The sequence below is a fragment of the Leifsonia sp. McL0627 genome, assembly GCF_058244615.1.
In genome coordinates, this window is the sequence record NZ_JBZCGM010000006.1 from 194,643 (window position 1) to 219,279 (window position 24,637).

At 69.4% G+C, this 24,637-nt stretch carries 20 protein-coding genes; 8 read left to right on the forward strand and 12 right to left on the reverse strand.

Going from position 1 to position 24,637, the window contains the following annotated elements; translation table 11 throughout:
• The first annotated feature begins 51 nt into the window (after nucleotides 1-51).
• Together AC37TH_RS16965 and AC37TH_RS16970 are read left to right on the forward strand one after the other, a co-directional pair.
• Nucleotides 52-2,664: a transglycosylase domain-containing protein gene (locus AC37TH_RS16965; RefSeq protein WP_490765513.1), complete on the forward strand. Its 2,613-nt coding sequence runs from the start codon at nucleotides 52-54 to the stop codon at nucleotides 2,662-2,664.
• Between the two features lie 83 nt (nucleotides 2,665-2,747).
• On the forward strand, nucleotides 2,748-2,912 hold the full coding sequence (locus AC37TH_RS16970) for a hypothetical protein (protein WP_490765514.1): 165 nt from the start codon (nucleotides 2,748-2,750) through the stop codon (nucleotides 2,910-2,912).
• Here the strand turns inward: AC37TH_RS16970 and AC37TH_RS16975 are convergent.
• A complete protein-coding gene (locus AC37TH_RS16975; RefSeq protein WP_490765515.1) occupies nucleotides 2,909-4,015 on the reverse strand; it encodes an N-acetyltransferase DgcN family protein in 1,107 nt (368 codons plus the stop codon). The genes AC37TH_RS16970 and AC37TH_RS16975 overlap by 4 nt on opposite strands.
• A gap of 161 nt (nucleotides 4,016-4,176) precedes the next feature.
• A complete protein-coding gene (locus tag AC37TH_RS16980) occupies nucleotides 4,177-4,791 on the reverse strand; it encodes an HD domain-containing protein (protein ID WP_490765516.1) in 615 nt (204 codons plus the stop codon).
• Between the two features lie 123 nt (nucleotides 4,792-4,914).
• Between AC37TH_RS16980 and AC37TH_RS16985 the strand changes: the two genes are divergently transcribed.
• From AC37TH_RS16985 to AC37TH_RS17005, 5 genes are all read left to right on the forward strand, one after another.
• Nucleotides 4,915-7,056: an acyltransferase family protein gene (locus AC37TH_RS16985; RefSeq protein ID WP_490765517.1), complete on the forward strand. Its 2,142-nt coding sequence runs from the start codon at nucleotides 4,915-4,917 to the stop codon at nucleotides 7,054-7,056.
• Nucleotides 7,057-7,158: 102 nt separating this feature from the next.
• Nucleotides 7,159-7,446, forward strand: coding sequence for a hypothetical protein (locus AC37TH_RS16990; protein ID WP_490765518.1), 288 nt, complete (start codon nucleotides 7,159-7,161; stop codon nucleotides 7,444-7,446).
• Between the two features lie 22 nt (nucleotides 7,447-7,468).
• On the forward strand, nucleotides 7,469-9,403 hold the full coding sequence (locus AC37TH_RS16995; protein ID WP_490765519.1) for an alpha/beta hydrolase: 1,935 nt from the start codon (nucleotides 7,469-7,471) through the stop codon (nucleotides 9,401-9,403).
• An 83-nt stretch (nucleotides 9,404-9,486) separates the two neighbouring features.
• On the forward strand, nucleotides 9,487-10,050 hold the full coding sequence (locus tag AC37TH_RS17000; protein ID WP_490765521.1) for a hypothetical protein: 564 nt from the start codon (nucleotides 9,487-9,489) through the stop codon (nucleotides 10,048-10,050).
• A 118-nt stretch (nucleotides 10,051-10,168) separates the two neighbouring features.
• Entirely contained in the window at nucleotides 10,169-10,732 is a 564-nt protein-coding gene (locus AC37TH_RS17005) for a hypothetical protein (protein WP_490765522.1), read from the forward strand.
• Nucleotides 10,733-10,828: 96 nt separating this feature from the next.
• On the opposite strand, the gene AC37TH_RS17010 is transcribed toward AC37TH_RS17005, so the two are convergent.
• The 10 genes from AC37TH_RS17010 to AC37TH_RS17055 all read right to left on the reverse strand — a co-directional run bounded on the left by AC37TH_RS17010 (nucleotide 10,829) and on the right by AC37TH_RS17055 (nucleotide 23,108).
• Complete coding sequence (locus AC37TH_RS17010) at nucleotides 10,829-11,866, reverse strand: zinc-dependent alcohol dehydrogenase family protein (RefSeq protein ID WP_490765524.1); 1,038 nt, start codon at nucleotides 11,864-11,866, stop codon at nucleotides 10,829-10,831.
• Between the two features lie 123 nt (nucleotides 11,867-11,989).
• On the reverse strand, nucleotides 11,990-13,531 hold the full coding sequence (locus AC37TH_RS17015) for a PucR family transcriptional regulator (protein ID WP_490765525.1): 1,542 nt from the start codon (nucleotides 13,529-13,531) through the stop codon (nucleotides 11,990-11,992).
• Nucleotides 13,528-14,562, reverse strand: a complete 1,035-nt coding sequence (locus tag AC37TH_RS17020) for a DUF917 domain-containing protein (RefSeq protein ID WP_490765526.1) — start codon at nucleotides 14,560-14,562, stop codon at nucleotides 13,528-13,530. The genes AC37TH_RS17015 and AC37TH_RS17020 overlap by 4 nt, the downstream gene beginning before the upstream one ends.
• A 3-nt stretch (nucleotides 14,563-14,565) precedes the next feature.
• Entirely contained in the window at nucleotides 14,566-15,720 is a 1,155-nt protein-coding gene (locus AC37TH_RS17025; protein WP_490765527.1) for an S-methyl thiohydantoin desulfurase family protein, read from the reverse strand.
• Nucleotides 15,717-16,817: an S-methyl thiohydantoin desulfurase family protein gene (locus AC37TH_RS17030; protein ID WP_490765529.1), complete on the reverse strand. Its 1,101-nt coding sequence runs from the start codon at nucleotides 16,815-16,817 to the stop codon at nucleotides 15,717-15,719. Before AC37TH_RS17030 ends, AC37TH_RS17025 begins: the two co-directional genes overlap by 4 nt.
• Nucleotides 16,814-18,367: a hydantoinase/oxoprolinase N-terminal domain-containing protein gene (locus AC37TH_RS17035; protein WP_490765530.1), complete on the reverse strand. Its 1,554-nt coding sequence runs from the start codon at nucleotides 18,365-18,367 to the stop codon at nucleotides 16,814-16,816. Before AC37TH_RS17035 ends, AC37TH_RS17030 begins: the two co-directional genes overlap by 4 nt.
• Before the next feature lie 69 nt (nucleotides 18,368-18,436).
• Nucleotides 18,437-19,801 (reverse strand): purine-cytosine permease family protein, encoded by a 1,365-nt coding sequence (locus AC37TH_RS17040; RefSeq protein WP_490765531.1) that lies wholly within the window; start codon nucleotides 19,799-19,801, stop codon nucleotides 18,437-18,439.
• Between the two features lie 119 nt (nucleotides 19,802-19,920).
• On the reverse strand, nucleotides 19,921-20,307 hold the full coding sequence (locus tag AC37TH_RS17045; protein ID WP_490765532.1) for a (deoxy)nucleoside triphosphate pyrophosphohydrolase: 387 nt from the start codon (nucleotides 20,305-20,307) through the stop codon (nucleotides 19,921-19,923).
• Nucleotides 20,308-20,418: 111 nt separating this feature from the next.
• On the reverse strand, nucleotides 20,419-22,017 hold the full coding sequence (locus tag AC37TH_RS17050; RefSeq protein WP_490766080.1) for a serine hydrolase: 1,599 nt from the start codon (nucleotides 22,015-22,017) through the stop codon (nucleotides 20,419-20,421).
• Between the two features lie 23 nt (nucleotides 22,018-22,040).
• A complete protein-coding gene (locus AC37TH_RS17055) occupies nucleotides 22,041-23,108 on the reverse strand; it encodes a LacI family DNA-binding transcriptional regulator (protein ID WP_490765533.1) in 1,068 nt (355 codons plus the stop codon).
• 148 nt (nucleotides 23,109-23,256) lie between these two features.
• Between AC37TH_RS17055 and AC37TH_RS17060 the strand changes: the two genes are divergently transcribed.
• The gene (locus tag AC37TH_RS17060; RefSeq protein WP_490765534.1) at nucleotides 23,257-24,555 is read left to right on the forward strand and encodes an extracellular solute-binding protein; all 1,299 of its coding nucleotides are present in this window, start codon (nucleotides 23,257-23,259) and stop codon (nucleotides 24,553-24,555) included.
• The last annotated feature ends 82 nt before the right edge of the window (nucleotides 24,556-24,637 follow it).

Below are 24,637 nucleotides of genomic sequence, written 5' to 3' on the forward strand. Positions count from 1 at the left end.
ACCTGTGCGCGCGTCAGACGTTTCTTAGTGTTCCGATGAAACGCTGGGCCGATGCCTACCCGACCTCCGTTCCGTGACCGCCCGCGGTTCGCCGCGCTCTCGCGACGATTCGACCCGCTGCGGCGCTACGAGATCAGGCCGGCGCGCTCGCGGGCCGGCCTTTTCCTGCAGTTCGGGGTCGTCGCGCTCATCGCCGCTGTCCTCACTTCCGCTTTCGTGCTCCCCGGTTTCCTGGGAGTCGGCCAAGCGGCAGCTGCAGGCGCGAACGCGTTCGAGGCGCTGCCCTCGAACCTCGCGATCCAGCCGTTCGCGCAGAACACCACCGTGTACGCGAAGAAGGGCGGGGTGGATGTTCCGATCGCCTCGTTCTATGCGCAGAACAGGCAGGACGTCGCCTGGAACGACGTCGCGCAGACCGTGAAAGACGCAACCGTCGCCGCCGAGGACCCCCGGTTCTACTCCGAGGGCGCCGTCGACCTCCTGGGAACCGTGCGCGGCGCGTTGTCGACCGTGAGCGGCAGTTCGGTGCAGGGCGGATCGTCGATCACGCAGCAATACGTGAAGAACGTCGAGGTCGAGCGCTGCGACGCCCTCACCGACGCGAAGAAGCTGCAGGCCTGCTACACAGACGCCGCCGGCGTCACCCTGCAGCGCAAGGTGCAGGAGATGCGGTACGCGGTCGGGTTGGAGAAGAAGTACTTCAAGCAGCAGATCCTGCTCGGCTACCTCAACGTCGTCGGCTTCGGCGGGACGGTGTACGGGGTCGAGGCTGCGGCCCACTACTACTTCAACACCACCTCCGCCCAGCTGACGCTCCCCCAGGCGGCGACCCTCGTCGCCATCCTCAACAACCCGTCCAACCTGCGCATCGACCAGCCGGGAAACAAGGACAACGGTGCGGCCGACGGATACAAGGCCACCAAGGAACGGCGAGACTACGTGCTCGATCGCATGGCGATCAACCACAAGATCACCACGGCGGAACGCGACGCTGCCAAGAAGACCCCTGTGCAGCCGACCATCACGCCGACGACCTCCGGATGCGCAGCGGCCGCCCAGTACAACGCGGCGTTCTTCTGCGACTACGTGCGGGATGTGGTCCTCAACGACCCCGCATACGGCGCCACCACCGACGCCCGCTGGGCGACCCTGAACCGCGGTGGGCTCAAGATCTACACGAGCCTGAACCTCGACCTGCAGGCGGTCGCGCAGCAGTCGCTCAGTGCTTATATCCCGCCGTCGATGGCGGGGATCGACCTCGGCGCCTCCAACGTCTCGATGGAGCTCGGAACGGGCAGGATCGTGACGATGGTCGAGAACAGGGCATTCAACAACACCGACCAACCGCAAGACGGCACGACGGCGGTGAACTACAACACCGACGAGGCGTACGGCGGATCGCAGGGCTTCCAGACCGGGTCGACGTTCAAGGCGTTCGACCTGGCGGCCTGGCTCGAAGCCGGCAACAGCCTCTACGACACGATCAACGCCACCCAGCACGACTTCCCGACGTCCGACTTCACCAACAGTTGCGGCGACATCAACGGACCGGACTGGTCCGTCACCAACGACGAGGGCTCGGCCAGCAGGCTGTCCGTGCTCTCCGCGACGGCGGAGTCCGTGAACACCGCGTTCGCGAAGATGGGCACCCAGACCGACCTGTGCTCGATCCTGAACGCCGCGAAGTCGTTGGACGTGCATCCCGCGTCGTCGAGCAACCCACTGACCTCCGTGCCGTCGATGATCCTCGGCACCAACTACCTGGCTCCGCTCACGATGGCGACCGCGTACGCAGGCATCGCCAACAATGGCGTGGTCTGCACGCCGGTGGCGATCGACAAGGTGCTGAACGCCGACGGCTCTGCGCACAAGGTCAGCCCGACCACCTGCACGCAGGGACTGCAGCCGAACATCGCGGCCGGGGTGACATACGCTCTGCAGGGCGTGATGCGCGGCGGCGGCACCGGCGCGAGCGCCAACCCATACGACGGCACGCCGATCATGGGCAAGACGGGAACGACGGACAACTCGCTGCAGAACTGGCTCGTCACCTCCACCAGCAAGGTGTCGACCGCCACCTGGGTCGGCAACGTGTCAGGATCGACCCCGCTGCGCAGCCTCTACTTCAACGGCGTCGGCGGAGGGAACGTGAAGTTCTCGATCGCCCAGCCGATCCTCGCCGCGATCGACGGCCTGTACGGCGGGAGCGATTTCACCAAGCCGTCCAACGCCGTGCTCTACGGCGACCAGGTGACGATCCCGGATGTGTCCGGCAAGACGCCGGCGGAGGCCCAGTCGCTGCTCCAAGGCCTCGGGCTGGACGCGACGATCGACACCACCACCCCGGTGGACTCGTCCCAGCCGGCAGGCACCGCGGCGGGAACGAACCCCGCGGCGGGCACGTCGGCCAACAAGGGCAGCTCGGTGACGGTGCAGATCAGCAACGGCCAGCAGGCGAACATCCCGAGCGGGCTGGTGGGCAAGACCGAGAGCGAGGCGAGGAAAGCGCTGAGCGACGCCGGCTTCACGAACGTGACCGTTCAGAAACCGACCGGCGGCGGTGCGGGAGGCAAGGCGGCCGCCGCGCTGCGCGTGACCGCCGTCAATCCTGCGGAGGGCACGCCGGCCACGAAGAACACGGCGATCGTCCTGACGCTCGGCTGAGAGTGACGCACAATGGATGCGTGGGAGCCGACAGCGGGAGGGAGCGCGCGACGTGTCCGTCGTGCGGCGCTGAGGCGAACGCAATGCGCAACCCGTACTACGGTGCGGGGCTCGCGGTCCACGAGCTGATCGTCGAGTGCCCGCAGTGCGGTGTCGGCTTCCTCGACACGGCGCAGAGGGCGGCCGCCGATGCTCCGGCGCGGCGCAGAGGGTTCGGCGCCCTGCTGCGCGCGCTGTTCGGACGCTAGCGCGGAACCGCCAGCGTGCGGTGGTCCTCCAGCTCGGGGAACGCCGCGAGCACCATGTCGACCAGGCCGTCCAGCGGACGCGTGAGCGGGTCCGTCGCAGGGAGCCCGAGTTCGAGCTCGTGCGCGTCGATGGCCAGGGTGATCTCCGCGTCCGTCATCCCCTCGTGGTTGATGGTGACCCCGATGACGCGGGTGGGGGCGAACGACTCGATGAGGCGGATCTCCTCCGCGGCCGTCGGCATCGGCATCATCGGGAAGTCGTCGAGCATCACGCGAGCCGGTGCGTGCTGCAGGATGACCGCATCCGGTCGGCTGCCACGCAGGATGTATGCGCTGGTCAGGTAGGCGGGGTGGCTGAGCGCGCCCTGGCCCTCGATCACGATCACGTCGGGGTGCTCGTCGTCGAACGCGGCGACCACCTCGTTCTCCACCTCGCCGGAGAGGAACTGCGGAACGCTCGCGTCGAGGGCGACAGCGTACTTCGCACCCTGGATGAGGGCCGTCTGGCCCGTTCCGACCATCACGGCTTTGATGCCTCTGGCGTTCAGTGCCTGCACCAGCAGGGTGCTCGTGGTCCGCTTGCCGACGGCGCCGTCCGTCCCGAGCACCGCGATGCGGGGGCAGGACACGTCGAAGATCCTTCCGGAGAACAGGTGCATCTCGCTCTTCGGCTTGGGGCGGCGCACGTCGGTGATGGTCACACCGGCGAGAAGCGCAGCGGCCGCGAACTCCGGTTCGTCGTCCAGGAACTCGTGCAGGCCGTTGACGAGGTTCATGCCTCGGGAGACGCCGTCGAGGAGTGCGGTGCGGTGCCGCACGGAGAGCATCCCGTCGGCGGGGGCCAGCCCGACGATCAGGTTGTCGGGGACGGACCCGGCGTGCGCGACGGCCTCCGCGATGGTCGCGAGGACGGGGATGCCGTTCGGTGCCCCGTCGAGCACAATGCCGGAGTCCTCGCCTGCGTGGCGGCTGTCGACGACGCTGAGGATGTCGTACCGGCCGGAGTGACGGACGAGACCGTTCGCCGTCTTGCCGTCCTGCTCGCCGAAGAGGCCCTCGCAGTAGACGACGGCCGTGGTGGATGCAGGCAGGGACGCGGGCATGGGGATGCTCCTCTGATAGCACAGAGGAGGCGACGGGTTCGAGGCGGAGCCTGAGCGGCTCGACGTTCACGAGGCGTCTTCCCTGAAAGCCGGCTCGGTGCCGGCCTCCGCACCATAGCAGGCGGGACTGGTGCCGCTCCCAGGCCGGAGGCCGTTCGGGGTCAGCTCGCTGCGCCCCTGGTCTCCAGCGGGTTCTCTGCGAGCTTCCGCACGACGCCGTTCGCCACGATCCTGGCGGCCTGCGTCGTGGGTTTCCGCGTCGCCTGGTCCTGCACACACGCGCCGAACTCGGCGGCGATGGTCAGCCGCGGGTATGCGGTGAGCACCTCGCGCTGAAACGCGAGGGGGAGCGTGTCCGCCCCGACGCCGGAGATGTCGAGTCCGGTGGCGATCTCCAGGAGGTGGCCCTCCGCATCCAGTGCAGGGTCGACCTTCGGCCAGTTGTGGCGCACGATCACGTCGTGTACGCGCTGCCGCCGCTCGACCGGCCAGCCGGCTCCGGCCGTGAGGGCGGCGGCAACGTGTCCTCCCGCATCCTCGTAGCTCAGGGTGTGGTTGTCGAATGCTTCGATCAGCCCGATGTCGTGCAAGAGCGCCGCGACGTAGAGCAGCTCGCGATCGATGTCGGCGCTGCCGTCGCGCTCGGCGAAACCGACCGCCCACAGCCACGACCGGATGCAGTGGTTCAGCATGGCGGGCGTTTGCCGTTCTGCGGCGAAGGCGTGGGCGGCGCGCGCCGCCTGGGTGTCCGGGGGAGTGACGTCGGCGAGGTGCATACGCCCATCCTGCCGGGTTCGCCGCCGATCGTGGGCCCACTGTCGGCGGCAGCAGCTAGTCTTTTATGACTGAGACATAAATACCTCGATGACACGTGCTGAGGTTTTACAGGAAGGAAGCGCATGAGTGCGAAGCCCACGTCGGCGTTCCGACGCGACATCCAGGGACTGAGGGCGCTCGCTGTGGTCGCGGTGATCCTGGACCACCTGCTGCACTGGCCGCGCGGCGGCTTCGTCGGGGTGGATGTGTTCTTCGTGATCTCCGGCTTCCTCATCACCGGTCTGCTGCTGCGCGAGCACCAGCGGACGGGGCGCATCTCCTTCTCCGCGTTCTACCGCAATAGGGTCAGGCGCATCCTTCCCGCCGCGGTCATCGTGCTCGTCGCCTCGGTGGGGGCGGCATACCTGCTCTACAGCACCGAGCGGTGGCTCGGCGTGGTCAGTGACGGCGGCTGGGCGGCGCTGTTCGCCGCGAACTGGAACTTCGCCGTCGTCGGCACGGACTACTTCGGTCACGGCGCGCCTGTCTCGCCGCTGCAACACTTCTGGTCGCTGGCGGTCGAGGAGCAGTTCTACGTGGTCTGGCCGGCGGTGATGGTGGTGGTGCTCGCCCTCCTCGCGCGGTATGGCGCCGCGCGTCCCCGGGTCGCGTCGTTCGCCCTCGGCGGTGTGCTGCTGGCGATCGTCGTCGCGTCGTTCGCCTGGGCGCTGCGGGAGAGCGCGGCCTCGCCGACGTTCGCGTACTTCTCCACCTTCTCCCGGGCGTGGGAACTCGGGGTCGGCGCACTGCTCGCGCTGGTCGGCAAAAGGCTGGCGCGCGTGCCGCGGTGGGGTGCGCACGTGTTGTGCGTCGCCGGTCTCGCCGGGATCGTCGCCTCCGTGGCGTTCATCGGGAGCGACCTGCCGTTCCCCGGGCCATGGGCGCTGCTGCCCGTCGTCTCGACGGCCGCGGTGATCACCGCGGGCTCGGGAGGGCGACTGCGGTCGGCCTGGCTGCTCACGAACCCCGTCTCCCGCTACATCGGCGACATCTCGTACTCGCTCTACCTCTGGCACTTCCCAGTGATCATCATCGGAGCGAGCCTGATCGGCGACGGACTGTGGCAGGCCGGTGTGCTCACGCTCGTGTTCACTGTGCTGGCCGTCTACTCGTTCCACCTGGTCGAAGATCCGATCCGCCGATCGGAGTGGTTGAAGACCGCGTGGTGGACCGCGCCGACCGCGGGCAGCCGTCACGCGAGCGGACAGCGACAGCGGAGCATGGGCAGGACGCTGGCGACGCTGAGCTTCCTCGCGATCACGGCGCTCGCCACGACGGGGCTCGCTGTCGCGAAGGGCGGAGCGGTGACGAGTGCCTCGGCATCGGCTGCGCAGGGGGACGGAGCGGCCGGGGGCGGTTCAGCCGGCGGTGCCGGGGCGAGCGGGGAGTCAGCGGAGGGGGCTGCCGAGGCGGCGCCGGACGCCGAGTTGCAGGCCGTGCAGGCGGAGTTGGCCGCGGCGCTGACCGCGACGAGCTGGCCGGCGCTGACCCCGTCGATCGACGATGCGCTCACCGGTGAGCTCGCGGCCGACGACGTGGTGGCGTGCGGTGTCGCCACGAAGATCGACGAGAGCCGCTGCACCTGGGGCGACCCAGCCGCACCGAAGACGGTGCTGATCGCAGGCAACTCCATCGCGGTCGGGCTCGTCACCACTTTCGTCGACGCACTGCGTGAGCATCCGGACTGGAAGGTGATCTCATACGCGAGGATCGCCTGCCCGTTCGGTAATCCGGCCAAGAACGGAGATGCCATCCCCGACGGATGCGCGGAGCGCTCCGACGCCGTGGTCGACGCGGTGAACCGGCTCGCCCCCGACCTGGTTGCGATCGCCGGAGTCAGTGACGTCGCCGGAGTGGGAACGAAGCTCTCCGCCATCACGGCCGACACGACGATCGCGCTCGTGACCATGCCCATCGCCGACAAGCCGGCCAACTCGTGCTACACCAGGCTGAACAGTCCACAGGACTGCATCAGCACGCCGGAGGCAGTGCGCGGAAAGAGTATCCATCAGCGGCTCGTGAACACGGCACCGGAGTCGCGGCTGGTGATCGACACCACGAACTGGTTCTGCGTCGAACGGAGATGCCCGCCGTTCTCCGGAGCGACGCTGACGAAGTCCGACGCCCTGCACATGACGCGCGAGTACGCGCTGCGGCTCGGGCCCGTGCTGCGGGAGGCGCTGGCGGCGGCGGGCGTGCTTGAGGCGGGTCCTGTGGCGTCGTGATCGTGTGGCGCGAGCTGCTGAACTGTTTGTCGTCATTTATTATGTAAAATGTTGAAGTTGTGTTCTTGATATGAATTGCAATCAGGTCGGATGGGGTGGTTGATGGGCAAGAAGGTTTCGGTCGATACGGACCGGCTGCGGGATGGCGCGCGGAAGCTGTCGACGGGGGCGCACTCTCCGCAGGTTCCGGCGTTCATGGCGGGTGACTTCGGTTCGGCGAGAGCGGATGCGGGTTTTGTGGAGTTCGACCGGTATTGGTCCACGGGGCGGTCCGCGCTCACGCAGAACACGGATGCTCTGGTAACGGTGTTGCGGTCAGTGGCCTCGACGGCGGCCGAGCGGGATGCGGACAGTGCCCGAGGGTTCCGGGCGGGTGCGCATGCGTTCTAGGTTTCGGGATTGGTCGCCGTTGGTGTTCGACGCGGATCCGACGCCGGGGAATGTGGATGCGGTGGTGGCGTGGATGTCGTCATTGCAGGCGCACTCGGAGTGGTCCCGGGCTCGGGCGGACCTGGTGAACGATGTGCTGGGGCTGGTCGACGTGTCGGTGTGGTCGGGGCTCGCGGCGGACGCGGTCCGGGGCCGGTTGCGGTTGGTCGTGGACGGGGCGCGTGTCGCCTCGGCCCGGCACGGGGAGGCCGGGGTCGTGGCGAAGACGTGGGCGGAGGCGCTGTTCTCGGCCCAGTACGCCGCCGATCAGGCGTTGCATGCGGCGGAAGAGGCTGAGCGGGATATCGCCGTGTTGCAGGCCGCGATCAGTGCACTGGTGGGGGATCATGCCGGGTTGCTCGATCAGCTGATGGTGTTGCAGCGAGCGTCCTCGTCGGAGCACCCGCCGACGGGGACGGAGCTGTTCGCGGCGCGGGAACGGGACGAGGAACTGCAGGAGGAGTTGGCGAGGTCCCGGCACCGGTTGGAGGATGCGGAGTGGCGTCTGGCGCAGGCGCGGGCGAACGGGCAGGACGCGCAGCGCGAGCATGAGGGGGCGGAGGCCGTGTTCGTGCGCGGGCTGGAGGCCGCCCGGACCGGCGCGATCGCCCACTCCACCGTTCCGGAGTTGACCGTGTTCGGTTCCGGGGTGGGCAGGCTCGCCGTCATCGACGTCGCCGCCCGGCCCACCGGGGTCGCGTTGATGACGTTGCTGCATCAACTCACCCCGGCCGAGTTGACGCTGTTGCTGGCCGACAACCCGGCACTGGTGCAACAGTTCTGGGACAACCCGCCCAACCCGGAGGTGGTTGCGGGTTGGTGGAATGGCCTCACCCCGGCGGTGCAGGCGGCGTTGCTGTCGACGGCGCCAGGGCTGTTCGGCAACCTGCCCGGGATGCCCTACAAGGACCGGAACACCGCGAACCGGATCAGCCTCGCCGACGCGCGGAAGCACCCCGACCTCACCGCCGATCAGCGCGCCGTGCTCGACAAGATGGAGTCGGCACTGGATGCGCCTGCCGATGGTGTTCCGGTGCAGTTGGTGGCGTTCAACTTCTTCAGCGAACCGCCGATGGTCGCCGTCGGCTACGGCGACCTCGACACCTGCCAGAACACCACCTGGTGTGTCGGCGGGATGGACTTCGGCGCGAAAGACGCCCTCGCCGGCTGGTCCGACGCCGCCAGGAACCTCTACCTCGCCCAAACGAGACTCGGTGTCGATCAGCCGGGGGTGATCGCGTGCCTGGAGTATGACAACCCGGACCTTGTCGGGGTGAACAACAGTGCTGCGGCGAAGAAGGGGGCGCCCCGGTTCGCGGCTGAACTCGACGGGAACGCCGCCACCCGTGACGTCTTCGGGTCAGGGGCCGCGCCGATCACGGTCACTGCCCACTCTTACGGCAGCACCATGGCCGCCATCGCGCTCACCCAAACCCACATTCGGGTTGACGCGTTCGTGATGGTCGGCTCCGCTGGGCTCGTTACTTCCGAGGTGCCGTCCCTGGCGGCGCTTCACGCGAATCACGTCTACACCACCGCCGCCACCGCCGACCAGCTCGCGCCGTTCGGCGCGTCCGTGTCCGGGCGGGCTGAGCCCAACCCCGACGTCGCGTATCCGGGCACTCGCACCATCGGTGGGGCTGAAGCGTTCTCCTCCGACGGCGACGGGAAGCACCTGGAACGGGTCGACGGACACAACCCCCTCGGCAAGGAGGGGGCAATCAGCAACAGCGGATTCCTCAACGCCGTCCCCTCCGAAGGACACGGCTACTACGACCGCAAGACCCAGTCGCTGAACAACATCGCTGCGACCACGACAGGACAACCCGGCAAGGTCAGCGGCGGACTGTCCGACACCACCCCAGCGGCCGACCGGCACAACCTCGCAGAACCTGCGATCCCCTACTTCCAATCCTGAGACACCCGATGACCCTCACCCCTACCCGCACGACGGCTGTCCTTGTTGCCATCGCCATCACGCTCACCCTTGGAGGTTGCGCCATGACCACCCCACCCGACCCCGGACCGCAGAAGACCGGACAACAACTCCGGACCCAACTCATCGCCGACGCCAACGCCGCAATCACCGCCTCCGGCCTCCCCGACGGATGGGCATACGGCCCCGAGCCCGGCGCCCGACCGTGGAACCCGGACACGAAAGAATTCCGGGGCTCGAGTTGCTCCACCGCCAACGGCGAAACGCGCCGACGCTACGACATCGGTCTCTTTCACGAGTCCGTGGGCGATCCGCTGGCCTTCGTGCAGATGATGGGGGACTACTGGAAAGACCAGGGCTACATCGTCTCCCTCGTCGGCGACCCGATCACCGCCCCTGCCAGCGAGCGCTACGCCGAGAACCGGGCCGACCGCGCCGACGGCTCCCTCGCCGCAGGAGCGGCCGCGCAGAACCACCACTTCATCATCGACATCTTCACCGAGTGCTCCACCGATCGCACCCTCAAGCTGCTCGCCGGACCCCACGGCTATCGCGAATTCGACATGCTCGACCCCAGCCCGTACTACCCCACCAACAGCCCGACCATCACCCCATACCCCGACCACTGACCAGGCAGCGATCGAAACCCACGGCGGCTCGCGACACCCAGCAGGCCGGAAAGCCACGATGAAGCACACTGCTGCCGCACTAGCCATCGCCATCACGCTCACCCTTGGAGGTTGCGCCATGACCACCCCACCCGATCCCGGACCGCAGAAGACTGGACAACAACTCCGCGCTCAACTCATCGCCGACGCCACCGCCGCAATCACCGCCTCCGGCCTCCCCGACGGATGGGCATACGGCCCAGAGCCCGGCGCCAGACCGTGGAACCCGGACACGAAGGAATTCCGGGGCTCCAGTTGCTCCACCGCCAACGGCGAGACACGCCGACGCTACCTCGTGCCGCTCTATCACCCGCCCGTCGGGGATCCGGTGGCCTTCGTGCAGATGATGGGCGACTACTGGACACAACAGGGCTACATCGTCTCCCTCGTTGGTAACCCGGTCACCGCCCCTGCCAGCGAGCGCTTCGCCCTGAACCGGGCAGACCGTGCTGACGGCTCCCTCGCCGCAGGAGCGGCCGCGCAGAACAACTACTTCGTCCTCACGTTGTACACAGAGTGCTCCACGGACCCCACCCTCAAGCTGCTCGCCGGACCCACCGGATACCGGGAATTCGACATGCTCGACCCCGACCCGTACTACCCCACCAACAGTCCGACCGTCACCCCATACCCCGACCACTGACCCCAGGCACGATTCGGAGGCTGTCCTGAGCACGAGGTCTTCGCGTCTCGCGCTCAGAGACCCGGGTGGCCTGTTGGCCGGGCGAAGCGTGCGGAACTACACCTCGGCCGGATGCACCACCGTGATGCCGGTCGGGGACGCCGTGTCCGAGGTGGGGAGCATGGCCGCGCCGATCTCCAGGGTGACCGCGCCGCCCAGCAGGTCTTGCGGGCGGAGGGCTCCGGCTGCGACGAGGTCGAGCATCCCTGGGTAGTCGGCGGCGGACATTCCGTGGCTGCCCAGGAGGTCGAGCTCCCAGGCGAGGACCCGGTCCAGGGGAAGGACGGGCAGCTGGTCGGCGGAGAGGAGGCCGATCTGCACGTGGCGTCCGCGGCGGCGCAGCGACAGGACGGCGTCGGTGCTCGTGGACGCGGAGCCGACGGCGTCGAAGGTCACGTCGGCTCCGCCGTCGGTGAGGTCGGCGATCACGGACGGGGTGTCGCTGCCCGCGGTGACGACGTGCTCGGCGCCGAGGCGCGCCGCGAGGTCGAGGGCGGCGGGGCTGCGGTCGACCGCGACGACCCTCGCGCCGAGGGCGCGCGCGATCATCACAACGCTCAGGCCGACGCCGCCGGCGCCGTACACGGCGACCCACTCGCCGGGGCGCACGTCAGCGCGCGCCCGTACGGCCCGGTATGCGGTGGCGAAGCGGCAGCCGAGGCTGGCGGCGGCGTCGTCATCCAGGCTGTCCGGCACGGCGACCAGGTTGAGTTCGGCTGCCCGGATGGTGACCAGCTCGGCGTGCGAACCCCAGTGCGTGAAACCCGGCTGCGTCTGGTCCGGGCACACCTGGGACTGGCCGGCGAGGCACCAACGGCACACGCCACATCCATTGACGAACGGTGCAGTGACCCTGTCGCCGACCCGCCAGCCGGTCACGCCGTCGCCGAGGGACGCGATCGTCCCGGCGAACTCGTGTCCGGGAACCTGCGGCAGGTGCACGGTGTCGTCGTGGCCTACCCATGCGTGCCAGTCGCTTCGGCAGAGCCCGGACGCGCCCACCCTGATCACCGCGCCGCCGGGAGGGGCGACCGGGTCTGGGAGGTCGCGCACCTCGACAGGTCCGCCGAAGCGGTCGTAGACCATCGCTCTCATGCGTTGCTCCGCGTGCCGAGCAGGTCGGGTCGTGGTGTCATGGCTGGCTCCTTCGATACGGGATGCGGGCTACGGGATGCGGTGGGTCGGGGTGCGGCGGCGTCGCGGGATGCGGCAGCCCGGTCAACCGCGCACCGCGCGGCAGGCGAGATGGACGGCGAGCCGGGTCTCGGGGTCGGTCAGGTCGAGGCCGAGGAGGTCCTGGGCGCGGGCGATACGCGTGGAGACGGTGTTGCGGTGCAGGTGGAGGGCGTCGGCGGTCGCCGCGATGCCGGACTCGTGGTCGAGGTAGGCGGTGAGCGTTTCGAGCAGTTCTGGCGCGCGGGTGCGCAGCGGCGCGAGCAGCGACTCCGCGGCGGGGACGAACGTGTCGTTCTCCGTCCAGCTCAGCAGCAGCTGTTCGAGGCCGAGCGCGTCGATGCGGACGAACCAGCCGGTCGCCGAGCGGTTGACGGCGATGCGGGCGGCGTCGGCGGCGCCGTCGATGGTGGTGGCGAGCCCGGCCGCACCGCTCTCGACCGCCCCGATGCCGGTGGCGACGTTGAACGCGCGGCGGGCGGAGGCGTGCAGAGCGCGGAGGGCGGACACGGCGCCCTCGACCTGGCTGGGCGCGGGAGGGGCGGAGAAGGTCAGCCAGCCCGTCACGCCGCGGCCGCTGGTGACGGCGTGCGAGTCGGTCTGCACGCCAGCCAGTTCGCGCGTGACGAACCGGAGCAGCTGGAAGGTGTCGACGCGCGTGCGGCCGACGATGCGGAATCCGAGGTGGTATCCGGCCGTCCGCCAGCCGCGGTCGAGCATCCGCTGGTCGCGCTCGGCGTCCCTGGTGTCGCGTTGCTCGAGGAAGTCGCGGAGCAGGTCGGCGGCGACGGCGGCGTCGTTGACGTCGGCCACCTCGTCGATCAGGATGCGCGCGGCGACGGCGGGCATGGCGACCTCGGCGGCGACCGCGAGGGCGGTCAGCTGCACCTGATTCAGCCCGCTGCCGAAGAACGCCAGGCGGAGGCCAGCTCTGGTTGAGCTGTCGACGTGGACGGAGGCGGCGGAGGCCGGCGCTGAGCCTGGCGCGCCCGTCCCGTTGTCGACGGTGACCGTGTCGACCCACGGGCCGAAGTCGATGGCGGCGTGCACCGCATCCGGGAGTTCGCCGCCCGCCTGGAGCAGCACGCCCTCCGCGTCGATCAGGGCGATGCCGTGCCCGACGCTGGCGGACAGGTGGCGCAGCAGGTCGGCGAGCCCGGCCGCGTGGTACTCGATCGACTGGGCCACCTGGCGCACGTAGCCGAGGGTGAGCGCGTCCCTGCCCTCCAGCAGCAGCCAGCACGCCTTCGCGAGCGCCATCGGGTCGTCGACGTGCAGCAGGGCGAGGCCCACGCGTTGCGCCAGCGTGCGGCTGCCCTCCCCGAACAGGTCTGCGTTCTGCACGGCGAGGGCGCGATAGCCGCGATCCCGGATGCGCCGGATCAGCGCATCCTGCTGCCATGGCGCCGATGGTGGCTCGATGGTGAGGATGGCGAGGCCGCCCGCGCCGTCGGCCGGGAGCCTGGACTCGGCCGAGTCGACGACGACGTCGCTCCAGACGATCGTCGGATCGGCGGCGGCGACAGGGCGCAGACCGCCGTTGGCCGGGTGCGCGAGGAGTGCGCGGAGGTCGATGGTCTGGCTCACGCGGCCGCCTCCAGGCCGTCGATGCCGAAAGCGGAGGGGGTGACCTGACGGAGCCTGTCGGGGGAGGAGGTCCACCACTCGGGGGCGGGGAGTGCGAGGAGGGCGACGTGCCTGGCGATGGTGAGGCCGTCGACCTGGAGGATGTCGCGCGAGATCGAGTCGATGGTGACGATGATCTCCGGCGACGACGCTTCGAGCGCGCCGTCGCGCAGCACGGCGAGGACCTCGGAGCGCGCGACCAGCCGGAGCAGGGTGCCGTCGTCGGCGGTGACCTCGACGGCGGACGAGTACGCGTCGGACGGCGCGGCCTCGACGGCCGCGATCCGGCCGGTCCCGAGCATCCGCCCGCCGAGAAGCGTGGCCAGTTCGTCGAGCGGTGCGCCGGCGGCGGCGTCGAACGCCGTGCCGAGGGCGAGCGCCCGCTCGTAGCCTCCGAGCACGGCGTGCTCGGTCAGGTCGCCGACGGTGAAACCGGCGATCAGGACGGCGGCGGCGCCTCCCGCCTGCACGATGGCGCCGCGCACCAGGCTCTCGACGTCGGCGGCGCGATCCGTCTCGATGAGGACGACGCCGCCCGCGCCGGAGCCGCACACGGTGACGGTACCTGGCACCCTGTCGACGAACAGCGACAGCTGGTCGAGCCGGGGGAGTGCCCTGCCCATGAAGTCGGCGTCCACCACCGGCAGGCGGGCGGCGATGGTCAGCGGGGTCAGACCATTCAGACCGGCGCCCTCCAGCGGGCACACCGCCCCGGCTCGTACGCCGGTCCAGCGTTCGGCGGCGTCGATCAGCTCGCCGAACGGGTCGGCGCCGGGGAGGCGCTCCGTCAGCAGGTAGGTGGAGCCCGCGAATGCGGCGGCGACGCAAGGCGTCGCGGGGTCGATGCCGTCGACCGGATGCACGGTGAGCGGCCAGTCCGCGTCCGTCAGCATCAGCTCCAGCATGGTCGTCGTGCCACCGCCGCCGGAGCCGAGCAGCGAGAACCCTCTGGACAGCGGCGACAGGTCACCGCGCTGGAGGGTTCTCGCCATGCGTCAAGCGTAGACGCGGGAGGGCGCGGCGTCGTCGCGTTCCTGCGCCGCTGTGACGGTCGGCGCCGACAGGGTCTCCACCGGCACGAACGGCTCGGTGAGACCGAACGCGGTCGGCCCGAATGCCGCGAGCGCTTCCGGCGTGCGCATCATCGCCGGAGTGGAGATTCCGAGCACCCGCACCCGCTGGCCGTAGCGCAGGCCCTCGGTGGTGATCGGCTCTCCGGATTCGATGTCGACCACGCAGATCAGGTCGGGGACGATGGCGACGACCACCTCGCCGCGGTGGGCGATCAGGTTCTCGTTCTGGAACCGGATCTCGAGGGTGTCGTCTTCGTCGCCCAGGGAGGAGATCGTCGCGCGGCCCTTCGCGAAGCCTTCGGTCGTGCGTCGCTCCACATCGATGACCTTGCCGGCGAAGAGCTCGCGCACCTCGGAGTACAGGGTCGTCGACAGTGTGGTGGCGATCGCCTCGAACGGCGAACGGTGCTCCTCCCTGGCTTCGCGGATGGCCCGGCCGAGCGCCAAGGCCATCGAGATCGTGCGCGGGACGGCCGTGCGCTTGACGTCGGCTCCGCTCATCGCGTATTCGGCGATGTGGCCGACGCCGCCCAGCCGGATGGTGACGCCGCGCGCCAGCCACTCCATCTGCCTGTCGTCGTCCCCGGTGTCGATGATCACCCGCTCGCCCCGCTCTCCGGCGAGGGCGAGCGGGGAGCCGTGGACGCCGTAGACGGCGAAGGTCTCCATCGAGAGCTCGGGGAACGCGCGTCCCATGCCGTCCGCATCCACCACAGGCAGGCCGGTCTCCGCGGCGACGATCAGCGGGATCATCGAGTTGATGCCCCCGCACTCGATCGGCATGGTCGCGTCGGCGGTGCGGCCGAGGTGCTCCTCCAGGGTTCGGAGAGCCAGGGTCGGCTCCGTGCCGGCCGGGATCTTCTCGATCATCACCGTCGGCGCGCCCATCTGGGCGGTCGGGATGACGAACAGGTCGTCGGCGAGCTCGTCCGGGTCGAGGATGGTGATCGCTCCGTCGCCGAGGACGCGCTCCACCAGCATCTTGCCGATGTACGGGTCACCGCCTCCTCCGGTGCCGAGGAGGGTGGCACCGCGGGCGAGGTCGGGCAGGTCTGCCGCGGTCAGCTGCCAGCTCATGCAAGCACCTCTACGAGCCCGTCGGCCGTCTCCGTCGTCCCGTCGAAGCGGTGCGAGGGGACGTCGTAGCCGAAGTAGCCCGGGCCGACCATCGCGAGCGCGTCGGCCGTGTGCCAGCGCGGGTCGCTCGGAGCGGCGACGACACGCACGCGCTGGCCATAACGCAGGCCTTCGGTGGTGATCGGCTCTCCCGAGTCGTGATCGAGCACGATGATGAGGTCGGGGGTGGTCACCAGGACCTCGCCGTCCGCCTCCGCCATCAGGTGCTCGTTCTGGAACGACAGCGTCAGGGACGTGCTCTGGTTCTCGATCCTGGCGGTGCCTCTCGCGAACCCGGAGGTGGTCCCGCGGTGCACATCCACCACCTTGCCCGCGAAGAACTCGCGGCCGCCGAGCAGTTCGACGGTGCGGCCGACCGCGTCCTCCTTGGCTGCGCGGGCGTCCTCGATCCCGGTGCCGATGGCGATGCAGTGCTGCAGGGAGCCCCGCACCAGCGCCTCGCGGGCGACGGCGCCCTCCATCGGGAAGCCGGAGATCATGATGGAGCAGCCCATCTCGACGCAGGCGACGCGGGCGATGCGCTCCGTCCAGTGGTTGTCGACCGTCTGCAGCACGCCGATGTTCCCCTTCTCGTCGCTGAAGGCGAGCGGGGAGGCGGTGACGCCGTAGAGGGTGGGGAGGACCATCTGCAACTCAGGGAAGGCGCGGCCCATGCCATCGCCGTCGATCAGCGGCAGCCCGAGCGCAGCGGCTGCCGCGACCGGGATGGTCGAGTTGACCCCGCCGACTTCCGCACAGGCGATGTGCGTGACCGGACGGCCGAGATAGGTTCCGAGGGCGGCGACCGGGGCGACGACCTCGTCGAGGCTCGGCAGCTTCTCGACCATCACGGTCGGAGCGCCCATCATGGCGACGGTCAGCACGAGGGCGTCGTCAGGGACCTCGTCCAGGGTCACGACAGTCACGGGACCGTGCTCGGCGAGCGCCTGGCGGGCCAGCAGGGAGCCGATGTACGGGTCGCCGCCTCCGCCCGTTCCGAGGACGGCAGCGCCGCGCGCGAGGGCGGGGACGAGGTCGGCGGTCAGTGTCCAGCTCATACCCGCACCCCCATGTCGAGATCGCCGACGGCCTTGACCCTGATCCGGGTGGCGTTGCCGGGGAGGTAGGGGATCGGCACCTCGTCGAAGTCGACGATCGAGACCGACTGCGGGGAGGCCCCGGCGGCGATGGCCTTGTCGACGGCCTCCGCGCGCACCTCGGCGATGGCCTGCTCCCGGCGGCCGGGCTCGATGGCGTAGACCTTGTCGATCTCGCCGCCGACCTGGGCGATGGATGCGCCGATCGCGTTGGCCACCGCGTAGTTCTCCGGGCGGTGCACCGTGCCGAACATCGGCAGCTCGTCCGGCAGCAGGATGGACCCGCCCCCGACAGCGACGACGGCGATGGGGTCCGGCGAGGTGCGCATCCGGTCGACGGCCTCGGCGACCCGCTCGGCGATCCGGTCGAGGACGCGGGCGACGAAGGTGGGGTCGAGGTGCGCGACGAGCGCCGGATCGCCGATCACGGCGCGGCCGGCGGCGACCGCGATGTCGGTGGCGGTGAGGGTCGATCCGCCGAAGACGAGCGCCTCGGTGCTGAGCCGGTAGCCGACCGACTCCGGGCCGACCTCGCCGGTCTCGGTGTTCACGATGCTGCCGCCGCCGATGCCGATGGACAGCACGTCGGGCATCCGGAAGTTGGTGCGGACGCCGGCCACCTTGACCTCGTTGGCCGTCTCGCGCGGGAAGCCGTTGACCAGCAGGCCGATGTCGGCGGTGGTGCCGCCGATGTCGACGACGGCGCAGGTGTCGAGACCGCTGGTGAGGGCGGCGCCGCGCATCGAGTTGGTCGGGCCGGACGCGAAGGTGGCGACCGGGTAGAGGCGCACGTAGTCCTCATCCATCAGGGTGCCGTCGTTCTGGCTGAGGAAGATCGGCGCGTCGATGCCCTGCGCCCGGACGGCGGCGGTGAGGCCGTCGACGATCTCCGAGGCGAGCTCGCGGAGCGCTGCGTTGATGATGGTCGCGTTCTCGCGCTCCAGCAGGCCGATCCGGCCGATCTCGTGGGAGAGCGAGATCGCGACGTCGTCGCCGAGGACCTCGGCGACGATCGCAGCGGCCTGGGTCTCCACGTCGTGGTTGACCGGGCTGAACACCGAGGAGATGGCGACGGAGCGGACGCCGTGCTCGGCCATGTCGACGGCGAGGCGGGTGAGCTCCTCCGGGTCGAGCGGCGAGATGGGGCGGCCGTCGAACTCGTAGCCGCCGTGAGCGAGGTAGCCGCGGGCGCCGATCGCGTTCTTGAGCGGCTCCGGCCAGTCGACCAGCGGTGGGAGGGCGCGGGTGGCTGGAAGCCCGAGGCGGAGGGCAGCGGTCGGAGCGAGACGCTTCGCTTCGACCAGGGCGTTGATGAAGTGGGTGGTCCCGATCATCACCGCGCTGATGTCCGCGCCGTCGAAGTGCTGCGCCGACCGAAGCGCGGCGATGGCCTGCACGATCCCTGTCGTCACATCCGGGCTGGTGGAGTTCTTGGTGCCGGCCAGCGTCTGCTTGCCGTCCATGAGCACTGCGTCGGTGTTCGTTCCGCCGACGTCGATGCCGATATGCATAGTTCCCGCTTTCTCCGTGGTGCTGGTGGTGCTGAGGTGCTGAGGTGCCGAGGTGCTGAGGTGCTGAATTCAGTTGGTGGGGAGGGCGTCGGCCGGCGACGCGCCTGCGGTCTCTGGCGCCGCATCCGGCTGGATGGTGGTGGCACGGCCGACCCCGCGCACCCAGCCGAGCTTGCCCGCGACCGTGTAGAGCACGATCGAGAGCACGAGCGACAGCAGCGCAGGGATGCCCCAGGTGACGAAGTATCCGACGACGGCCGAGATGATCCAGATGATGATCGTGGCCGGGACGACGCGCGGCGCGGTCAGCGGGAGGCGGCCGGAGGCGCGGGTCTCGTCGAGGTCACCGCGCCAGCGCTTCACGATGAAGTACTCGGCCACCATGATGCCGGCGATCGGCGGGAACGCGACGCCGAGGATGATCAGGAACCCGGTGAACTGCGACAGGATGCCCGCCGCGGCGAGGATCGAGCCGACGATGCCGAGCACGATGGTGGTGCTGACCCGGTTGAGGTTCTTCGAGAACGCCGTCGAGATGAAGTTCACCAGGCCCAGCGTGGACGAGTAGAGGTTCCAGTCGTTGATCTTGAGCGTGCCGGTGATCACGATGATCAGACCGACGAACCCGATCGACGACGTGACGATGGCGACGATGTCACCGGATGCCGCAGCGTGGGCCAGCAGGACGCCGGCCAGCCCGATCACGAACTCGCCGAGGCTGACGCCGACCACGGTCTGCTTGATCACGTCCGCCTTCGAGCGGTTGAAGCGGGTCATGTCGGCAGTGATGATCGCGCCGACGATGAGGCCGCCTGCGACGATGCCGGTCCCGGTCCAGACGCTCATCGTCGGGCCGGGGGCGGGCGAGGTGAGCAGGTCGGTGAACGAGTGCTTGGTCAGCTCGCTGATGACCGACCAGCCGACCAGGATGAGGAACAACGGCACGGTGATGTTGGCGAGCCACTGCATCCCGACGAAGCCGAAGCTGACGATGGCCGTCACGGCGAGGCCGAAGATCAGGCTCCACGCCCAGGTCGGCATGACGCCGGGCATCAGTACGTCGAGCGACTGGGCGGAGATGGCACTCTGGATGCCGAACCAGCCGATCAGGCTGATTCCGATGGCGAGCCCGACCAGGGAGGCGCCGATCTCGCCGAAGCCGGTCCACCGGGCGAGAAGGGCCGTGTTGAGGCCTTCCTTCTGTCCGATGATGCCGACGATGCACATGATGACCTCGAGGATGAGCGAGCCGAGCAGCAGGGCGAGTGCCGCCTGGCCGAAGGTCATGCTGTATCCGAGGGTGGCGCCGAGGAGGAACTGCGAGAGGGCCGACACCTGGCCGAAGCGCTGGACCGCGATGCCGAACCAGGGCTTGCGTGCATCGGGGGAGACCCGACTGAGAGCGAAGTCGTCGGCAGGTGCTGTGCGTGCCATGAGGGGAGTCCTTTTGACGGGGGTTGGGTTGGCGAACAGATTATGTCGCCGCCCCGCCCGTCGCGATGTGCATTCTGCACTGATTGATGCGCGGCAGGTGCAGGATGCACATCCGGTGGTCAGGCCGTCAGGATCTGCACGGCAGGCACATCCGCCGCCGCCCACTCGAGCGCCGCGAGTTCGGTCGTGCGAACCCAGAGCAGGGCGTCGTGATCGGTGCTGGTCGTCGGCGGCTCGCCGGTGAGCTCTGCGCGGAAACAGGCGAGATCGATCGCGCGGCCGGCCGACGTGGTGACGCTGCGGTCGAGGAGCTCGCCGATCAGGATGTCCACGCCCAGCTCCTCGCGAATCTCCCGCAGCAGAGCGGCCTCCTGGCTCTCGCCGGGCTCGACCTTGCCGCCGGGGAACTCCCACAGCCCGGCCTGGTCTTTGCCCGGGGCGCGACGGCAGGCGAGAACGCGCCCGTCGCGCACGAGAACGGCCGCCACCACTTCGAGGGGTTCCACACCTCCATCCTGCCCCTCCCGCGCGGAAACCGCCGGACCGCGACCGGCGGTGCGGCAGCATCCAGGACGGCATCGTGCTCGCACTGAACACGATCACGGGAGCGGCCGGCGTCAGCGGGTGAAGGTGCCGACGCCCTCGTCGTCGTAGCGTTCGAACACGAACGAGGCGCTCCTGCCGCCTGCGGGTGGCGAGAAGGCGATCGAGGAGACGGAGCCCGCTGGTGCGTTCTCGGAGTCGAGTGGGGTGACGAATTCGTTGCCCGTCCAGTGCTTCAACGTATAGACGGTGTTCTTCGGGCCGAGGGTGACGGTGAGCGTCCCTCCGGTGTCCGCGACCGTTGCCGGGCCCGTGTACGGGTTCTGGTAGGTGCCGACGTAGGCGCTGAGGGGCGCGGCGGGGGTGGGATCGGCCGGCGGAGCCTGGCCGACGAGGGTGCCGATCGGCTCGTTCATGTGGGCGAAGCCGTTCCGGTACAGGGTGGCCCAGTCGGTGCGGGCCTTGCCGTACTGCACCAGGTCGAGGAACTTCATGGCCAGCGTCTCCGCCGTGCCGTCGGCCGCGGCGTTGACCAGCACGACGATGCCGACGTCGGCGGACGGGAGCAGGACGAACGTCGTCCCCGCCCCCAGCGCGAACGCGCCCGAATGGCTCACGGTGGTGCGGCCGGACGCGGCGACGCCGACGTTGAAGCCGTAGCCGTACTGGCCAGGCCTGGTCTCGGCGTTCGCGATCGGGCCGGTGACGATCTGCGGGGAGATCGCGGGGAGCAGCGCCTTCTGGTCGACGATCTTGTGGCCGCCGTACTTCCCGCCGTCGAGGACCATGGCCATCCACTTGGTCATGTCATTGACGGAGGAGCTGACGCCGCCGGCCGGAGACTGCGCATCCGGTTGCCGCTGGTACTTGGCCTCGTACTGGCCGTCGACGAGCACGTGCGGAACGGCGCGGTCGGTCCTTGCGATGTAGTCGGAGAAGCGGGAGCTGGTGGAGGTCATCCCGAGCGGGCCGTAGATGTCCTTCTGCGAGAGCGACTCCCAATCGGTGCCGGCGGCGTCGGCGACCGACTGCGCGGCGGCGGTGATGCCGAAGTTCGTGTACGTCCACTGCGCCCGGAACGGGTCGAGCGGCAGATAACGCAGGCGCGAGAGCACCTCGGCGCGGTCGTAGCCGAGCTCTTCGAGGTCGTCGCCCGCGTGGTCGGGCAGGCCGGAGCGGTGCGCGTAGAGATCGGCGATGGTCGCGTGGGTCGACACGTACGGGTCGGCCAGTTCGAACGAGGTGAGGTGGGTCTGCACCGGGGTGTTCCAGGCCACAGTTCCCTTGCCCACCTCGTCGGCGACGACGGTCGCGCCGACCGGCTTCGAGAGGGAGGCGAGCTGGAAGACGGTGTCGGCGTCGACGGGCTCCTTCTCGCCGACCTTGCGGACGCCGTAGCCCTGGGCGAAGACGGTCTTGCCCTGGTAGGTGACGCCGACGGCGAGTCCGGGAACGCCGGACGCCGACAGTGTTGAGGCAGCGAGCGCCGGGAGCTGCTCGATGGCCGCGGCGATGGCGCCGTCCGCGATCGGCACCCCGGCGTCTGCCCCTGGATCCGTGCCCAGCCCGCTCGACCCGGCTGTCGGCGTGGCGGACGGCGCGGCCGAGGCCGTGCACCCGACCATCGCGACGACAGCCAACGCAGCAATAGTGACCGACCCCACCCGTCGCATACTCACGCTCGCACTCTAGTGGGTCAGGGGATGCGCGCGGGAGGGGGAGGCGGGGCGGTGGAGGCGCGGACGATGAGGTGGGGGGCGACGGAGGCGGGAGCGAGCGTGGTGGCCGGGTCGGCGATGTAGCGGAGGAGGTGGGAGACGGCGAGACGGCCCATCTCGGCGAACGGCTGCGCGACGGTCGTGAGCGAGGGCGAGCAGTACTCGGCGAGGGCGATGTCGTCGACGCCGATGACCGAGACGTCCTCCGGGATGCGCTTGCCCAGCTCGTGGAAGGCGCGGATCACCCCGAACGCCATCTCGTCGCTCGACACGAACACCGCCGTGACGTCCGGGATGCGGCCGAGGATCAGCCCGTTCTGATAGCCGGAGGCCGGCGACCAGTCTCCTTTGAGCTCCGGCGGGGGAGCGATGCCCGCTGCGTCGAGGGTGCTGCGCCAGCCCTCGCTGCGGCTCACCGCATCCAGCCACTCGGTGGGGCCGGAGACGTGCCAGACGGTCTCGTGCCCGAGGTCGAGCAGGTGCTGGGTCGCGAGCCTGGCCGCCTGCGACTGGTCGACGGCGACGACCTCGGTGGTGGAGGTGCGCGAGCCGTCGATGGTGATGGTCGGGATGGCCTTGGTGAGCTCTTCGATGCCGCGGGTCACCTGGATCAGCGGCAGCGCGAGGATGATGCCTTCGACGTTCTGTTCGGCGAGCCTGGACATCGCATCCTCGATTGCGACGGGCTCCAGCGACGGACTCGTGGCGGCGCTCACCGCGTAGCCGGCGTCCCGGGCTGCCTGCTCCAGCCCGGAGGTCACGGCGATGCGCGAGTACGAGGTTGTCTGCAGCAGCACGATGCCGATGGTTCTGCTGTGCCCGGAGGATAGGATCCCTGCCGCTTTGTTCTTGCGGTAACCGAGCTGTTCGACGGCGGCGAGCACCCTGGCGCGGGTCTTCTCTTGCACGTTGGGGTGCCCGCTGAGGGCGCGGGAGACGGTCTGGGCGGAGACGCCGGCCATCCGCGCGACGTCGGTCATGCCCGGCGGCTTGGCCGCCGTTCCCGGTGGCTTCGCTGCTGCATCCCGGACGTCGGCGTTGCTCATGGTCTCGATGATAGCGGGCGCATCTGCGTATTCGCGCAGTTTCCCGGTGGTTTCGATCAATTTGGTTACTCATGTTGTTATCGCTATCAATTCTGTGCGACACTCACTTCTCGAACCCGCTGAGGGGTCTGTGATCAAAGGAGAGGCAGTGAAGAAGTCAGCAGCAATCCGTTTGGCGGGCGCGGCGGGGGCGGTCGCGCTCGGTCTGATGTCGCTCGCCGGGTGCTCAGGCACCTCCGGCTCGAGCGAAGCGAGTCCGGCGACCGTGACGTTCTGGGGCTGGGCGCCCGGCTACGCCGACGCAGTCAAGGCCTTCAACGCATCGCACAAGGATGTGACGGTGAAGTACCAGGAGGTGCAGCCCGGCTCCAAGGGCGGCTACCAGAAGATGCTCAACGCGGTCACAGCGAACAACGCGCCGTGCCTCGCACAGGTCGGCTACGAGACCCTGCCGAGCTTCGCGGCGCAGGGCGCGCTCGACGACGTGTCGCAGTATGCGAACGATGACAAAAAGGACTTCCAGCCGGCCGCGTGGAGCTCCGTGAGCATCGGCGACGCCGTCTACGGCGCCCCCGTCGACACCGGCCCGATGGGCCTGTTCTACAACAAGGAGCTGTTCGACTCGCTCGGCCTCGCCGCCCCCACCACCTGGGACGAGTACAAGGCGGACGCGGAGAAGATCCACGCCTCCGACCCGAAGAAGTTCATCTCCTCGCCGTACCTCGACTACGACTACGCCGGATTCGCCTGGCAGACCGGCGCGAAGTGGTTCTCCGTCGACGGTGACGCCTGGAAGGTCTCGATGGCCTCCGACGCCAACGTGAAGGTCGCGGACTACTGGCAGAGCCTCGTCTTCGAAGGCCTGATCAGCAGCGCCCCGATGTACGACCAGGCCTGGTACACCGGTCTCGGCGACGGCAGCATCGCCACCGTCGTCGGCGCGGTCTGGCAGGCGGGCGTGATCAAGGGCGGCGCGGCCGACGGCTCCGGCAAGTGGGCTGTTGCCCCGATGCCGCAGTGGAAGGCGGGCGACGACCAGGTCGGCAACGCCGGAGGATCGGCGACGGCGGTGCTGAAGGGCTGCAAGACGCCCGAGGCGGCGTGGGAGTTCGCGCACTGGCTGAGCACCGACAAGACCACGTACAACACGCTGGTGCAGAAGGCGGGCCTCTACCCGGCCGCCACCGCGCTCACCGACCTGCCTGCGCTGTCAGAGGGCGACCCGTACTTCGGCGGCCAGAAGATCTTCGACGTGTTCGCGAAGGCGGCGCCGCAGGTCAACCAGGACTGGACCTGGGGACCGGTCATGACCAAGACCGCCGCCGACCTCGACGACGGTCTCGGCAAGGCGTGGGCGGGTCAGGGCACCATCGCCGACGCGCTGAAGACCGCGCAGGACAAGACCGTGGCCGAGCTGAAGAAGCAGGGCCTGAAGGTCTCCGAGTAGCAACCGATGGATGCGGTGGGCCGGTCACGACGACGGCCCGCCGCATCCCTTCGTGGAGGAGCACGCGCATCCGGCGTGCGGA